General features: G+C 56.6%; 12 protein-coding genes and 3 pseudogenes. 6 read left to right on the forward strand and 9 right to left on the reverse strand.

Annotated elements, in window-relative coordinates:
* Positions 1–22: 22 nt before the first annotated feature.
* From Q8N00_14755 to pyrE, 5 genes and pseudogenes are all read left to right on the forward strand, one after another.
* Positions 23–1,285, forward strand: a complete 1,263-nt coding sequence (locus Q8N00_14755; protein ID MDP2384055.1) for an FAD-dependent oxidoreductase — start codon at positions 23–25, stop codon at positions 1,283–1,285.
* Positions 1,282–2,073 (forward strand): DUF1365 domain-containing protein, encoded by a 792-nt coding sequence (locus Q8N00_14760; protein MDP2384056.1) that lies wholly within the window; start codon positions 1,282–1,284, stop codon positions 2,071–2,073. Before Q8N00_14755 ends, Q8N00_14760 begins: the two co-directional genes overlap by 4 nt.
* A complete protein-coding gene (locus tag Q8N00_14765; protein ID MDP2384057.1) occupies positions 2,070–3,374 on the forward strand; it encodes a cyclopropane-fatty-acyl-phospholipid synthase family protein in 1,305 nt (434 codons plus the stop codon). Before Q8N00_14760 ends, Q8N00_14765 begins: the two co-directional genes overlap by 4 nt.
* 83 nt (positions 3,375–3,457) lie before the next feature.
* A pseudogene (locus tag Q8N00_14770) lies at positions 3,458–3,886 on the forward strand (DUF2878 family protein).
* Positions 3,887–4,019: 133 nt separating this feature from the next.
* A complete protein-coding gene (pyrE, locus tag Q8N00_14775) occupies positions 4,020–4,607 on the forward strand; it encodes an orotate phosphoribosyltransferase (GenBank protein MDP2384058.1) in 588 nt (195 codons plus the stop codon).
* Between the two features lie 11 nt (positions 4,608–4,618).
* On the opposite strand, the gene Q8N00_14780 is transcribed toward pyrE, so the two are convergent.
* A complete protein-coding gene (locus Q8N00_14780) occupies positions 4,619–4,927 on the reverse strand; it encodes a hypothetical protein (GenBank protein ID MDP2384059.1) in 309 nt (102 codons plus the stop codon).
* 75 nt (positions 4,928–5,002) lie between these two features.
* Here Q8N00_14780 and Q8N00_14785 point away from each other — a divergent pair, with 75 nt between their 5' ends.
* Complete coding sequence (locus tag Q8N00_14785) at positions 5,003–5,428, forward strand: rhodanese-like domain-containing protein (protein ID MDP2384060.1); 426 nt, start codon at positions 5,003–5,005, stop codon at positions 5,426–5,428.
* Positions 5,429–5,663: 235 nt separating this feature from the next.
* Here the strand turns inward: Q8N00_14785 and Q8N00_14790 are convergent, their stop codons facing one another.
* The 8 genes and pseudogenes from Q8N00_14790 to Q8N00_14825 all read right to left on the reverse strand — a co-directional run bounded on the left by Q8N00_14790 (position 5,664) and on the right by Q8N00_14825 (position 15,099).
* A complete protein-coding gene (locus tag Q8N00_14790) occupies positions 5,664–6,551 on the reverse strand; it encodes a hypothetical protein (protein ID MDP2384061.1) in 888 nt (295 codons plus the stop codon).
* A 90-nt stretch (positions 6,552–6,641) separates the two neighbouring features.
* A complete protein-coding gene (locus tag Q8N00_14795) occupies positions 6,642–8,264 on the reverse strand; it encodes a response regulator (protein ID MDP2384062.1) in 1,623 nt (540 codons plus the stop codon).
* A gap of 18 nt (positions 8,265–8,282) precedes the next feature.
* Entirely contained in the window at positions 8,283–8,738 is a 456-nt protein-coding gene (locus Q8N00_14800; protein MDP2384063.1) for a response regulator, read from the reverse strand.
* Positions 8,735–9,424, reverse strand: a pseudogene (locus Q8N00_14805) (ATP-binding protein). Before Q8N00_14805 ends, Q8N00_14800 begins: the two are co-directional and overlap by 4 nt.
* Before the next feature lie 174 nt (positions 9,425–9,598).
* Positions 9,599–10,117 (reverse strand): annotated as a pseudogene (locus Q8N00_14810) (CHASE3 domain-containing protein).
* Between the two features lie 226 nt (positions 10,118–10,343).
* Entirely contained in the window at positions 10,344–11,846 is a 1,503-nt protein-coding gene (locus Q8N00_14815; GenBank protein MDP2384064.1) for an NADH-quinone oxidoreductase subunit N, read from the reverse strand.
* Positions 11,843–13,534, reverse strand: a complete 1,692-nt coding sequence (locus Q8N00_14820) for an NADH-quinone oxidoreductase subunit M (GenBank protein ID MDP2384065.1) — start codon at positions 13,532–13,534, stop codon at positions 11,843–11,845. The genes Q8N00_14815 and Q8N00_14820 overlap by 4 nt, the downstream gene beginning before the upstream one ends.
* Before the next feature lie 5 nt (positions 13,535–13,539).
* Positions 13,540–15,099 carry an NADH-quinone oxidoreductase subunit M gene (locus Q8N00_14825; GenBank protein MDP2384066.1) on the reverse strand — a complete coding sequence of 520 codons (1,560 nt, stop codon included), beginning with the start codon at positions 15,097–15,099 and terminating at the stop codon, positions 13,540–13,542.
* Positions 15,100–15,102 lie beyond the last annotated feature (3 nt).

A 15,102-nucleotide genomic window follows, 5' to 3' on the forward strand; every position in this document is an offset into this window, starting at 1 on the left:
TCAACGAGGCGCTGAAGACCGTATGAAAATCGCGATTGTCGGCACAGGCATCTCGGGGATGGTCGCAGCCTATCTACTTCACCGAGATCATGAGATCACCGTCTTCGAGGCCGCCGGGTATGTCGGAGGACACACGAATACGATTGATGTCACATTGAATGGCCAGACCTATGCCATCGACACGGGATTCATCGTCTTCAACGACTGGACCTACCCGAATTTCATTGCGCTGCTGAAGAAGCTCGGCGTCGAATCGCAGGCGAGCGACATGAGTTTCAGTGTCAAGTGCGAGCGGACCGGCCTGGAGTACAACGGCGCGTCACTGAATACACTCTTCGCCCAACGACGAAATCTTCTCCAGCCGTCGTTCTATCGCATGATCCGCGACATCCTCCGCTTCAATCGTGAATCGTTGGAACTCCTCCGCCAGCCGGAGCCCGGCCCGTCGCTCAAGGCGTATCTTGAGGCGAACCGCTACTCAAGCGAGTTCATCGACCACTATATTGTGCCCATGGGAGCGGCAATCTGGTCCGCCGACCATGCCACAATGTCGGACTTTCCTGCCCGCTACCTGGTGCAGTTCTTCAAAAACCACGGCATGTTATCCGTCGATCACCGTCCGACATGGCGCGTGGTCCAGGGGGGATCGCGGCGTTACGCTGAAACATTGGTTGCGTCGTTTCGGGATCGCATCCATCTGAAGTCGCCGGTCGAATCGATCAGCCGCTATCCGGACTTCGTGGAGGTCCGTACCCGTCTCGCCGGTCGAAACGAGCGGACGCTCCGGTTCGACCATGTGATGATAGGCACGCACAGCAATCAGGCGCTCGCGATGCTGGCCGACCCTTCACCGAGTGAACAAGACATCCTGGGCGCTATCCGCTACCAAGAGAATGAAGCAGTGCTGCATACCGATGCGTCGCTCCTGCCTCGCAGGAAACTGGCCTGGGCTGCCTGGAACTATCATCTCCTGCCCACTCAACCGGATCGTGCGGTGGTGACCTATCACATGAATCGGCTCCAGCGTCTGTCGGCCTCTCACGAATTCTGCGTAACCTTGAACCATACGCGGGCCATCGATCCGGCCAAGATCCTGCGCCGTATCACCTATCACCATCCGATCTATTCGCCGGAAGCGGTTGCGGCGCAGAAGCGGCATGGCGCGATCAGCGGGATCAATAGAACATCCTACTGCGGCGCGTACTGGGGCTTTGGATTCCACGAGGATGGGGTGAAGAGCGCGTTGGCAGCCTGCAAGCCATTCGGCAAGGATCTGTCGTCATGAACAGTTGTATCTACACCGGGAACGTTCGGCACCGTCGCTTCAGTCCGGTGCCGCATGCCTTCACCTACCGGCTCTTCATGATGTATCTGGATTTGGACGAACTGCCGACGGTGTTCAGACCGCACTGGCTCTGGTCTGTCGATCGAAGCGGCTTGGCTTCGTTCAAACGCAGGGACCACTTCGGCGATCCAGCTATTCCGTTGGATCACGCGGTTCGCGAGTTGGTGCAACAACATACGGGTCTGCGACCAACCGGTCCCATCAGGCTGCTCTCCCACCTCCGGTACTTCGGCTATGTCTTTAATCCGGTCAGCTTCTATTTTTGCTACGACTCGTCAGGCGATCACGTCGAGTCCATTGTCGCAGAGATCACGAATACGCCCTGGGGTGAGAGACATTGTTACGTGTTGGGGCCAAAAGACAACCTGGCAGTGGGATCGCGCAAGCGGTACCGCCTGAACAAAGTGTTTCACATCTCTCCGTTCATCGACATGAACGTGGCCTATGATTGGAGGTTTTCCGATCCGACAACTCAACTGGCCATCCATATGGAAAATCTTCGTGACGGCCAACCGTTCTTCGACGCAACGATGGTGCTGAAGCGGAAGGAGGTCTCCAGTGCCTCACTCGCGCAGGTACTCGTGCAATATCCCCTGATGACGGCACAAGTCATCGGAGCCATCCATTGGCAAGCACTAAAGCTGTGGCTCAAGGGAGTTCCGTTTCTTTCACATCCGAAGAAAGAGAAGGAGGCGTCGCCAGAGGCGACGAGGCAATCACACCCATGAATCACACCACCACTCCGTCCGATCTGACTATCGAGTCTCCCCTGGCCCTGACAGCATCCCCTTCCCGCGCCCTGGCGTGGCTCTATCGCCTCGCCAGACGAGCGGTGTTCTTCCGGTTGCAACCGCTCCGCCATGGTGCGATCACCATCGTCGAAGGCCATCAGCGTCATACTTTTGGTGACGTGACCGCAGCCTGTCCGCTCCACGCGACGATCACGGTTCACGATGCCCATACCTATCTCGACCTTGCATTGGGCGGGACGATCGGTGTCGCCGATGCGTTCCGATGGGGCCTCTGGACCTGCGACAACCTGACATCATTGGTGAGGATCTTCGTCCAGAACCGCGAACTATTGGCAGGCATAGAAGGAGGACTCGCGACGCTCACCAAGCCTCTACTCAAGGCCATTCATTGGCTCAATCGCAACACGAAAGCAGGCAGCAAGAAAAACATCGCGGCCCATTACGATCTGGGCAATGAGTTTTTTCGCCTCATGCTTGATGAAACGATGATGTATTCCTGTGCCTATTTCGAACGGCCGGATGCGACCCTGGCAGAGGCTTCGCGAGCCAAGAACGAACGGATCTGCCGAAAGTTACAATTGCTGCCGAGCGACCATCTGCTGGAAATCGGCACCGGTTGGGGCGGCTTTGCCATCCATGCCGCCTCACAGTACGGGTGCCGCGTGACCACCACCACGATCTCGCAGCAGCAATATACGGTCGCGGTTCAACGGGTGGAAGAAGCGGGGCTGACCGATCGTATCACGGTGATACTGAAGGACTACCGCGATCTGCCTCACCTGACCCAGCAATTCGACAAACTAGTCTCGATCGAAATGATCGAAGCGGTGGGCTATCAATTCTTCGAAACATTCTTTGCCGTCTGCAGCCGGATGCTGAAGCCCAACGGGCTGATGTTGATTCAAGGCATCACGATCGACGAAGGCATTTACGAACAGGCCAAGCGGTCCGTCGATTTCATTCAGCACTTCATGTTTCCCGGAAGCTGCATCCCTTCGGTCTCTGCATTGACTCAAGCCTCTGCAACAGGCGGCAGTCTCAGCCTCGTGGAGTTGGAAGACATCGGCGCCCACTATCCCTTCACTCTGCGAGCCTGGCAGCACAATCTGTCCGAGAGAGGCTCACAGATCTCGGCGCTAGGCTATCAACCGGAGTTTCTCCGCCTCTGGAATTTCTATCTTTGCTACTGTGAAGGTGGATTCCTCGAGCGCTCCATCAGCGATGTGCATCTCCTCTTTGCAAAGCCTGGGTGGCGCGCTGCCTCCGTCGAATACTGAGCCGAATCTAGAACGTCATGGGATTTCAAGTGGCGTGGTTCGCCTGCGTCTTTTGAGCCACGCACGACCACCCCTGGCTCAGCCCTCTCGCGGTCCTGCTTCTCTTGGCAGGGCACATCGCGACCGTTCCGGAATGGCAACAGGCCGTCCGCCGTATCCTGTTCATCGGCCTGCTCGAAATGTTTGTCTGCAGCATACTGGGGTTTGTGGGAGGGCTCCAGTATCGAGACGGCCTTGGCGCCGGTTGGGTCTACCCTCTCTGGGTGGTCTTTGCAACGACGCTGAAACGTTCCCTCGGCTGGCGGGAGGGACGGTATGCAGCCGAAGCACTCGTGGAAGGAATCTTCGGTCCGCTCAATTATGACGGCGGTCATGCGGCAGGAGCCTTACGCGTGAGAGGAGACCTTGTTGACGGCCTTCTGGTCTTAATGGTTCTTTGGACAGTTCTACTTCCAGGGCTCTTGTGGCTGGGAACAGCATCCAATCTCAAGCCGAAAATGGTGAGAGGTTGAATCGGCCATGGAGTCGGTAAACCTTGCCCTGATCGGATATCTGTCTCGGCGAGAGGCTCCACGAAAAGTCAGATGCGATCCGCCCGCGAGCAGTGTAGAATGCCGCCGACGACCTTACTTTCTAGGAGACACGATGGCAACCGAGACTCACAAGCAACAACTGGCCAGGGCATTTCACGACACGCAGTCGTTTAAATGGGATCCTGGTATAGGGTTCACACTCGCCTCGGGTCTGAAGAGCCCCTTCTATGTCGATTGCCGGTCTTTGATGGCCCATCCTGGATCGCGCCGCATTGTGGCCAGCCTGGCCTATGAGGCATTGAGGCCGGTCGAGCTCGACTGCCTTGGGGGTCTTGAGATCGGGGCGATTTCCATTGCCACGAGTATCTCGGACTTTGCGTTCATCGCCCAACCACCTCGAACATGGCGGACCTTCGTGGTGCGAAAGCAAGCGAAGGATCATGGGCTCGGGAAACTTATTGAAGGATCGTTTCAACCAGGGGATCGAGCCGTGATCGTGGACGATGTGCTCACCAGCGGGGGATCACTCCTCAAGGCAGTCGCGGCTGCCAGGGGCGCAGGCCTGGTGGTGACGCATGCCTTGGTGATTGTCGATCGGAAGGAGCAGGATGGAAGACAGAAGGTAGAAGCTGAAGGGCTGACCCTCCTGAGCCTCTTAACCATTGACGACTTGACGAATGCGCGGCCAACCCCCTCGTAGGGAAACGACTCTTACTTACACTGAAACTCCATGCCCCACCGGCGCTCCCGTACGAGTTCCTGCGCGCCTTCAACCGGACTGACCATACGAGATCGGCCCTTCGTTTCGCCCTCCCGCACAATGGTATAGGGACCGCCGCATTTTTCTTTCATCAGGGCCAGCGCATCTTTGCGAAACGATGACAGCATCGATCCCTGCTCCCCTTTGAAGGGATAGGAGACAACCCCTCCGTCCTCCCGTTCCTGAACCAGTTTGGCTCCTTCGGCGCAGCCGAGCAGAAACATGACCATGAGGAGGATGAGGCTTGACCAAATCTTCATGCGGTCCCTATCATATTCATGAGAATGCTCTCAGTGGAGCGATTGTCCACCCTAATTACAGCAAGGAGACCAGACATGACCATGCGCATATTCATCACCCTCGCCAGTCTGCTGCTCCTGACCACCGTCACGATCAGTGGCGTCTCGGCGTATCATTCCTATTTGCTCACCGTGCAGCAATTACGAGCCGGATTGACCAAAGGCTCCTCAATGAGCCAGAAGGGCTTTATCTTGATCGATGTCCGATCCACGGATGAACATGCGGCCGGATTCATTCCAGGAACCGATGCGAACATCGACTTCAAAGAAATCAAGGCACGGCACCGGGAAATCGGAGCCCAGCTGGAAGACCATCTCGTGGTCTATTGCCAGTCAGGCCAGCGCAGCAACATTGCCGCAGAAACGTTGGCAGACTTGGGCTACCGCCATGTCTATAACGTCACCGGCAGCATGAACGCCTGGCTTGAGGCGGGCTTTCCGGTTGAACCTGGATCCCGCTAGCCGGAGACTGAAACAGTCCGCCAGCATCGTTCTCGCTTCGTTCAGAGGCTCACCGTACCTCAAGGGTACCCCTCGCCTCTTCGCTCGTTGCAGCCTTGCTGGACGGTCTGTTTGAGCATCCGGCATGGGTGAGCCCCTCATGTCCCAGATGTGCAGATGGTCGAATCCCCTCAGTGCCTGAATAGTTTTTCCGCAGCCTGCCAGCCCAATATACTTCTCCACGATCTCATCCGTTCTATCGGGCCTTGGTGGCCGGTGGGTCGCGGCGCGGACTGATCCCGATCACGGCCGGAAGCCCAATGTGGATTGTCGTGCTGCCTTCTAACAACGGTATCCAACTGTGAAAGCCTGCCATCGCCATCGTGGCCTGTCGAAGCGACGGGCTGACGGCGACATCGGAGGAGGACCCTCCATCCATGGCCATGACCTGGCGCAGGGAAGGAAAGGCATCGCGCAGACATTCTCCAAGGGCATGGAGCGATACCACTTCCGTGGTCTTGAGGATCAGCAGATGTCCATTGCCTTGTTCTGCGACAAGGGTCTGATGGGCGCGTTTCCCGGTTTGCCGCACGCGGACTTTTCCTGTCCGGTCCAACAACATCAGCGACTGCGCGACTTCTCGATAGGGAACGTGCTGTTCGTCGAACGTGTCAAAGGTTAAGTCCTGAACCCGCGCGCGTCGCAAACCAGCCTCAACCGGTTCTGCCGTAAACAGTCCCAGCCAGGTTGCATGCCGCTTACTCCCCATCGAGCGCCCGTTCCCATAGAGGAGGCCAAGGTATGCATAATTCTCACGGAACAGCCCCGCATTAAAGACCAGGTCGTGGCCGGTACGTTCTTGCCATTGGCGAATATCGGGCGGATCCGAAAGACCCTCTTGCTGATAGTAATGCACGGTAAAGCGATAACGTTCGGGGTCGATGTCCACGGCGATCAACGGGGCCACGTCTGGACATTGCGGGTGAGGATTCCAGATAGAGATGGATAAACCTTCGCCCAGTCGATCCCCCAAGAGGTCCTGTGCCCTTGCGATCGACTGGCCGCTGAACATGACAAAGAGGATACCCAGGAGAAATTGGGTGATACGGAGGAACGGCCATTGGATGCGATGGTCCTGCACCATAAGTTCTCAGAGTCGAGCATAAAGAGCGCCGCTCGGGAGCGTCAATTCAATCGAGGAAGAGCGGCACAGTTGCGGCGTAGGCTTGCGTCGTCAGCGCGCGCTTGGCTCGGATGTCGAAACGCCGGCGCCGGTCTTGTCCGACGGCATACTGGCATCGAGCAAATTGCGGACGGCGTGGGCCAGGACTTCAGGAGTGAAGGGCTTTTGTAAAAAGGCCGTTGTGCCTTCCTCTTGTCCTGCCATGATGCCGACATCATCCATATACCCCGACATAAACAGCGTTCGCAAATCCGGCTTGATGGCGGAAAGATGCTGTGCCAACTCCCGTCCACCCATTCCGGGCATGACGACATCGGTCAACAGCAGTTGTAGCGATCCTACCTGCTGTGTCGCCAGCAAACAGGCTTCGATACCGCTCTTGGCTTCGAGCACGCGGTATCCCAGCTTCCGCAGTTCGTCTCGTACAAGCGTACGGACGCTCGGCTCATCTTCCACCACAAGAATCGTTTCCGTGCCTCGCTGAGGTTGTCTCGATGACTGTGTCGGCGGGGGGATGAAGAGATCGGATTCGACGTTCGGGAAATAGAGGTCGAAGCGCGTGCCATGACCCACTCGGCTGGTGACGTCGATGGCCCCGCCGCATTGGGTGACAATGCCAAACACCGTGGAGAGGCCCAGACCGCTGCCCTTCCCCTCCCCCTTCGTCGTGAAGAATGGCTCAAAGATATGGGATTGTGTCTTGCGGTCCATCCCGCATCCGGTATCCGTAACAGCCAATCGGACATAGGGACCTGGCGCCACCGGAGTGAGGTGATAGACCGGACTACGGGTCAATTCAACCTGGGCTGTTTCAATCGTCAGCGTCCCGCCATTCGGCATGGCATCCCGTGCGTTGACGACGAGATTGACCAGGACCTGCTCAAGCTGAGCCTGGTCGGCGCACAACCGCCCATTCGTTGGGTCGAGCGTGGTGACCAGCTTGATATTCGTACCGATCAGACGACCCAGCAGACTGACTAAACTTGTGACTGCGGTGTTGAGCGACAACACTTTGGGGTCCAGCGATTGCTTGCGACTGAAGGCGAGTAGCTGTCGGATCAACGTCGCGGCCCGTTCGCCGGCCTTCAAGGTTTCATCGACCTTTCCCCGAAGAGGATGCTGAGGGCCAAGTTCCGTCGAGATGACTTGGCTATAACCCAAGATAACGGTCAGGAGATTGTTGAAGTCATGCGCGATCCCTCCCGCCAACCGTCCCACCGCTTCCATCTTCTGGGACTGCCGAAACTGTTTCTCGCTCTGCCGAAGGGCCTCTTCAGCCCGTTGCCGTTCGGCTCGATCGTCGAGCTCGCGCAATGCGCGCTGAATCGATGGCACCAATCGTCCAAGCCGTTGCTTGAGGACATAGTCCGTCGCGCCTTGATGCATGGCGTCGATCGCCAGCTCCTCTCCGATGGTGGCCGAAACGAAGAGAAACGGCACGTCAGGACAAAGCTGACGGGCTAACGTGAGAGCGGCCATGCCATCGAAACCTGGGATCGAATAATCCGCGAGGATGAGATCGATCCGGCCGGCCCTCAGGGCTGCCACAAAGGCTTGACGCGTGTCGACGAGTTGCGACTGACAGGGAATTCCCCCCTCGATCAAGGTGGCCGTAATCAATTCGGCGTCAACCCTATTATCTTCAAGTTGGAGTAGACGGAGAGGGGTTTTCACAAATCCTTTACAGGGCAGCTAGTTGGTCGACTTTGAGCTATCCGGGGGCGGTTCGTTGATGATGCCCCAAAATACGCTGAGTTCTTTCACGGCCGTGATGAACTGATGAAACTCAACCGGTTTCACCACATAGGCATTGGCGCCTAGCGCATAACTTTGTGCCAAATCGCACTCCTCGCGCGAGGACGTGAGCATAACGACCGGAATCGGTTTGAGATTCACGTCGTTCTTGATCGTCCGTAACACTTCGAGTCCGTCGACTTTCGGCATCTTGAGGTCGAGGAACACGACCACGGGATTGCCCTGCTCTCTGGAGGCAAAGGCCCCGCGGCAATAGAGGTAGTCGAGGACTTCAGCCCCGTCATGGCAGACCACCACCTTATCGGCGATGTGATGTTCCTCCATGGCGGCGAGCGCCAACTCGGCGTCACGAGGGTTGTCTTCTGCAAGCAAGATTGGTTTGACCGTGGTCATTTGAGAGACCTCGCGACTGGAAGGGAAAAGTAGAAGGTCGCGCCCTGACCGAGCGCCCCTTCGGCCCAAGTCCGCCCACCATGCCGATGGATTATCCGGCGCACGTTTGCGAGCCCGATGCCGGTCCCTTCAAACTCATCGCTCCGATGGAGACGCTGAAACACCCCGAACAGCTTATTCACATACTGCATGTCGAATCCCACCCCATTGTCTCGCACAAAGATCTCGACCTCGCTCGGGTTGCGTTTCGCGGCGCCGATCTCGATCTTCGCCTCAGGCCTGGTGGCGGTGAATTTCACGGCATTGGTGATGAGATTCACAAACACTTGGCGAAGCATCGCCGGATCGCCTAATACGAGCGGCAATGGGCTCATTGTCCAGGAGATTGTGCGGCCTTGCAAGTCAAGATGCAAATCGTGGAGGACCGTCTTGACGAGCTGATCTAAATTGACCGTGGTGCGCAGCATGTCCTGCCGGCCCATGCGGGAAAACACCAGCAAATCGTCAATGAGCTGCCCCATCTGTCTGGCGGAGTCTGAAATTGTCTGGAGATACCGGCGCGCTTTGTCATTGAGCGCCTCGCCGGCTGCTTTCGACAAGAGGGCGGCATACCCGTCGATATGACGGAGTGGGGCACGCAGGTCATGCGACACGGAATAGCTGAAGGCTTCCAACTCTTTGTTGGCAGCCTGCAGCAATTCACCACGATGTTCCAGCTCCGCGGCGACGCGGCGACGCTCGGTGACATCGTGATGGATGAGAAAGTAGACGGAGGCCAAGAGAACCAACTGCAAGAGCGCGCCCAGTCCGAGCAAGGCAATCGTATGTCTCGTGCTTTCGGCGGACTGACGGACTCGGGCCTGAAGGGCTCCCCGCTCGGCCCCGTCAAGCTCAGTCATCACCGCATGAATCCGCTCAAGCTCGTTCTTTGCCGCTCCGGAGAGGGCGAGGTGGCGGACCGCTTCATAGCCGTCTTTCTGTCGTCTGGTGATGGCGCGCGCCTCCGCATCCAATTGCCGGTCGATGAGCGCGTCGAGCGTCGCCACCCGGGACTGCTGTTCAAGCCGCTCGTTCGTCAACCCCCTGAGATACCGAAGGTATTCCGGCATCTGCTCGACGGTACTCCGGTACAGTTTCAAATAGGATTCTTCCCCGGTCACCAGGTATCGTCGATGCCCGCGCTCAGTCGAATCGAGGGCTTCGGTTACCGATTCGAGCAGCTGCAGTAACTCATGGCTCTTGCTGTCGAGCCGGCTATTCTCAATCAACACGGAGGTGTTGCGATAGGAAATGGCGCTGATCACCACGATGCCGGCAAAGACGAGCCCAAAGCCTGCGAGGACGCGCCGCTCGATCGACCAATGGGTCAACCATTCCATGAGTCTTCCGCTCTTGGGAGTCGGCGCCAGGTTGGTGCCGGGAGCCGATTCAGGCGTGATGGGCGTGACCGGAGATTGTGGTGCGACCAAAGCCATGCCTCAAGCGTCTGCGGGCGTGAATATGCGAGGAAATACTGAGGCCACTATACTCTGAGCCGGGAAACCCTGCAAAAAATATTGTAGCAGACTTCTCGCCGAACGCTGCGAGGAACGGACTCGTATGGATTTACCCACCGACTGGAATGTCGGCAGGGGGAACGGGAAGGGAGACGGATGGGTCCGCGAATCCGGAAAACATCATCGTGGCCGAGACGACCCAATCGGCGAAGGGTTGCGGATAAATACCGATCACAAGGGTGCCCGCGAGACAGACGTACAGTACGGCTTTGATCGGGCCGGACACCGTAATGGGGGAAGGATCGTGAGGTTCGCTGATATACATCTTCTTCACCACGATCAGGTAGTAATACATCGAAATCACGATGTTGATCAGGCCCACCGTGATGAGCACGTAGAGCCCTTCTTTCATGGCCGCCACAAAAATATAGATCTTGCCGATGAAGCCGGCCAACGGGGGCACACCGGCCAGAGACAAGAGAAAAATCAGCATCGAAAAAGCAAGAAAGGGCGAGCGCCGCCCGAGCCCACTGTAATCGTCGATTTCCTCGCTCCCGATCGCTTCACTGACGGCGATGATAATGGCGAAGGCCCCGAGATTGGCAAAGAGATAGGTCAACAGATAGAACAGAATCGCGTCGCTCCCCATCTTGGTACCGGCCGCGAGACCGATCAACACATTGCCGACCTGGGCGATACCGGAATAGGCCAAGAGCCGTTTCATGTTCTTCTGGGCGATCGCCACGATGTTCCCGTAAGTCATGGACATGACGGACGTGGCAACGAGCAGCAAGACCCAGATCGGCTTAAACGTCGCCAAAGCGACGAAGAACATCCTGAGGAGGATGGCAAAGGCCGCCCCCTTCGGGGCGATCGAGAGATAGGCCGTCACCGGCGTTGGCGCCCCATGATAGGTATCAGGAATCCAGGAGTGAAACGGCACCGCGCCGATTTTGAACCCTAATGCACCGAAGATCAGCAGGAAGCCGATAGCCAGGCCCGGTGTCGCCTGGGCCGACTTCATTTCGGAAAACACCAGCTTGCCGGTTTCTCCATAGACCAAACTAATGCCATAGGCGAGGAGGCCCGCGGCAAAGATACCCAGGATGAAAAATTTGATACCCGCTTCGTTCGAGGCCATATCCTCACGAAGGTAGGCAACCAAGATGTAGAAACCGAAAGTGGAAAACTCCAACGTGACGAACACCGACAACAAATCGTTGGCGGAGGCCATAAACATCATGCCGAGCGCCGACATCACAATCAGGAAATAATACTCTCCGCGGAAAAACTTGAATCGATGAATGTAGTCGATGGAGGCCAGAATAACGAGGATCGTCGATCCGACGATGAACATTTTGAAGAACAAGGCCATCCGGTCGAGGACAAACATATTGGCAAAGAGGGTCCCGGTGACGCCGGTCACATCGAACCAGACCAGGCAGCCGAGCGTGGCAGCGAGACCTGCAATGCTTAAATATGCCAACTGTTCGTTGGGCAGCCGGGGAAAGGAGAAATCGACGATCAGGATGAGGGCCAACCAGAGCGTGAGCAGAATTTCCGGCAGCAGCAACAACAGATCGGAGGGAGACATCGTCAGCGAAAAGTTCATGGCCGACCTCCGCTCACGGGGGCGCTGGCGAATGGCAATGAACGATCAGCGAGAGGTAGATTGTTGTCGCCTCTGGCCTCTAGCCTCAACCCTGTCGTCTCCGCAGCGACCGGCACCACGCGGGTGATCTTAGCAATCAGCGGATCGACACCCGATCGCACCACGTTATACAGGTGCATGGGGAAGAAAAAGAATCCGATACTGACGGTGATCATGATCAAGAGCGGCAGACGATCGACTGCGGACACGGCATCATGTGCGTGGCTATACTTCTGGTCCATGGGTCCATAGAAGAGCCCGCGCATCATCTTGAACAAGTAGGCTAAGGTCAACACGATTCCAACCACGGCCACGATGACCTGAAACGGGTACTTGTTCCAACTGCCCACGATGATCATGACTTCAGCGATGAAGTTTATGGTGCCGGGGACACCGATCGAGGCCATACAGCCGATCACGAAACAGCCGGAGATGAACGGCATGCGATTCGAGAGTCCGCCGAGCGAGGGAATGTCCCTGGTGTGCGTCTGATCGTAGACCCATCCGGCCATCGCGAAGAGCATCCCTGTGGCCATGGCATGGGCGAACATATACATCACCGCGCCGGTCAAGCTGATGTAGTCCAGAGCTGCCATGCCTAAGAACACATACCCCATATGACTCGAGCTGGAATATCCGATGACGTACTTGGTGTCTTTGGCATAATAGGCCACGAACCCGCCGTACACGATGCTGAACATACAGAGCACAGCCGCGATGGGCATCAGCTCTCGTGTCGTTTCCGGCAAGATCTCAAAGGCGACCCGAATGATGGAGAAATGGCCAAGCTTCATCAACACGCCCGCATGCAGCATGCTCGTGGCAGCCGGCGCGGCGGCATGGCCCACGGGGGACCAGGAGTGCAACGGCCAGATCGGAGCGATCGAAGCAAATCCGAAGAAGATCAGGAGCCAAATAATCTTGTCCAGCGTCGTGCCTAGGACCGGGATATTCATCAAGTTGGCATGCTCTCGCAGAACCAGGATGTCGAACGTATTCAGTCCGGAATACTTATAGATCAACAGGATCCCCATGAACGCTGCGACGGCAAAGGCTGAGAGGAAGAGCACTAACTTCATCGCAGCATATTCTTTGCTGTTAGACCCGAAGTTGAAAATAAACCCGACTGAATCACGCTGTTTGAGGCCCTCCGGATCCGTCATCTCGTTGTACTTCTTGGTGTGACTTCCCCACATGCCCAAGAGGAGATACATGGGGATGACGGACATCTCGTAGAAGAAGTAGAGAAAGAACAGGTCCAGCGACATAAACACGCCGATGGTGGCCGCGGCAAGGATGAGCAACCAGATATAAAATTCTTTCGTCCGGTCCTTCACGTGCCAAGAAACGAAAATTCCTGCGAACAGCAAAATGCCAGAAGCCAGAACCAGGGGAGTACCGATGCCGTCCACCCCGAGGTGGAGCGAGATGCCCAGCTGACGCGACCATTCGAACTTCTGAACGAACTGGAAGCCACCCCTCACATGGTCGTAGGCATAAAAGAGGTAGAGCGAGGCAAGAAGACAGATGAAGGCCGATCCCGCCGCAATCCCACGCACGAGCATCGCCTGCCGGTTTGAGACGAAAATCAGCGCGATGGCTCCCGCGAAGGGAGCAAATAGGATGTAGAGGAGCGCGTAGTCACCCATACGAATTAATCCACCTTTACCGGCTGTTTGGATTCGGTCGACGCCACGGCCCCCCGCTCCAGTCGATCGACCAGCGCCTGCACCGACCCATTCATCGTTCGTAAAAACGGAGCGGGATAGAGCCCAATCCACAGAATCATGATCGATAAGGCCGATGCGATCACCACCTCGCGGGGATGCAAATCACTGATGGAGTCTTTCACGGCCTTGCCGACTGGTCCCAACATGGCCCGCTCGTAGTACCAGAGAAAATAGGCTGCGCCGGTGATGATGCCGGTCACCGCGATTCCGCCATACAGCCAATTTGCCGTGAAGGCTCCCAGGAGAATGAGGAATTCGCCGACAAAACCATTCGTGCCAGGCAGGCCAATCGACGCCAGCCCGATGAGCAGAAAAAAACTTGCGAGTAGAGGGGTCAGTTTGGCCATACCGCCGAATGCGCTCAGTTCGGTGGTCTGCTGCCGTGAGTAGAGAAAGCCCGCGATAAAAAACAACCCTGCCGTGCTGAACCCCAGATTGATCATGGTCAGCAGGCTGCCTTGAAGCCCCTGATAGTTCAGAGCAAACAGACCGATTACCACAAACCCGAGATGGCTGATGCTGCTGAATGCCAGGAGCCGGCGAAAATCCGACTGGATCAGCGCCATGATTGCGCCATACAGAATGGCCGCTAAGCCAAGCACCATGGTCACCATGACGACGGTCTGACTCTTCGACGCGTCTGGTAACAAGGGAATGCTAAAGCGGATAAACCCGAACGTCCCGAGCTTCAATCCGGCCAATACCACCGCCATCCCGATCGGCCCTTCGAGGAGCGCATTCGGGAGCCAAGTATGAAATGGGAACAGCGGGGCCTTAAAGGCGAAGCCGAGAAAGAGGAGCCAAAAGATAAGAACCTGTTGGCTGAACGGGATCGGCACGGAGAGCAAGGCCAACAAATCAAACGAATAGGCCGGTTCGATATGGCGCACCATCGCCCACTGGTGATAGTTGAGGTCTAACAGCGCGATGCCCACCAGCATGAAGACACTACCCAGCAGGGTATAGAGCACATATTTCAATGCTGCGTAATGCCGCTCCGCGCCTCCACCCCAGAGTTTAATCAGAAAATAACTGGGGATCAGCATCAACTCCCAGAAGACGAAAAACAGGATCAAGTCGATGGAGAGGAAGACCCCCATCGTCGTCGTCTCGAGCGCGAGGAGCGCCATCATGTAGAGCTTCACTTGGTGACGGACAGTATCCCAAGAATAGATGACGATCAGAACCGTGAGGAATGCCGTGAGCCCAACGAAGAGTACGCTGATCCCATCGACCGCAAGGTGGTAACTGATCCCAAGGGCGGGAATCCATTCCACATGTTCTGCGAACTGCATCGCGGCTGATTCGGGAATGAAGCGTAAGAGCACGAAGACGGAAAGGGCCAACTCCACCAACGCAATCGTCAAGGCAGAAGTTCGGACCATATCCTCATCGTCGAATAGCCATAGGACGACAGCCCCGACGAGGGGGAGAAATAACATACAGGTGAGAATCGGAAATGTGGACGCCAGTTCTTCTAACATCAA

The sequence above is a fragment of the Nitrospirota bacterium genome, assembly GCA_030684575.1.
In the GTDB taxonomy this organism is placed as follows: Bacteria; Nitrospirota; Nitrospiria; order Nitrospirales; family Nitrospiraceae; genus Palsa-1315.

Bases quoted from the DNA above. Each gene is read 5' to 3' on its own strand.
- Q8N00_14755 (MDP2384055.1), top strand. From the start codon at position 23: ATGAAAATCGCGATTGTCGGCACAGGCATCTCGGGGATGGTCGCAGCC.
- Q8N00_14760 (MDP2384056.1), top strand. From the start codon at position 1,282: ATGAACAGTTGTATCTACACCGGGAACGTTCGGCACCGTCGCTTCAGT.
- Q8N00_14765 (MDP2384057.1), top strand. From the start codon at position 2,070: ATGAATCACACCACCACTCCGTCCGATCTGACTATCGAGTCTCCCCTG.
- pyrE (MDP2384058.1), top strand. From the start codon at position 4,020: ATGGCAACCGAGACTCACAAGCAACAACTGGCCAGGGCATTTCACGAC.
- Q8N00_14780 (MDP2384059.1), bottom strand. From the start codon at position 4,927: ATGAAGATTTGGTCAAGCCTCATCCTCCTCATGGTCATGTTTCTGCTC.
- Q8N00_14785 (MDP2384060.1), top strand. From the start codon at position 5,003: ATGACCATGCGCATATTCATCACCCTCGCCAGTCTGCTGCTCCTGACC.
- Q8N00_14790 (MDP2384061.1), bottom strand. From the start codon at position 6,551: ATGGTGCAGGACCATCGCATCCAATGGCCGTTCCTCCGTATCACCCAA.
- Q8N00_14800 (MDP2384063.1), bottom strand. From the start codon at position 8,738: ATGACCACGGTCAAACCAATCTTGCTTGCAGAAGACAACCCTCGTGAC.
- Q8N00_14815 (MDP2384064.1), bottom strand. From the start codon at position 11,846: ATGAACTTTTCGCTGACGATGTCTCCCTCCGATCTGTTGTTGCTGCTG.
- Q8N00_14820 (MDP2384065.1), bottom strand. From the start codon at position 13,534: ATGGGTGACTACGCGCTCCTCTACATCCTATTTGCTCCCTTCGCGGGA.
- Q8N00_14825 (MDP2384066.1), bottom strand. From the start codon at position 15,099: ATGTTAGAAGAACTGGCGTCCACATTTCCGATTCTCACCTGTATGTTA.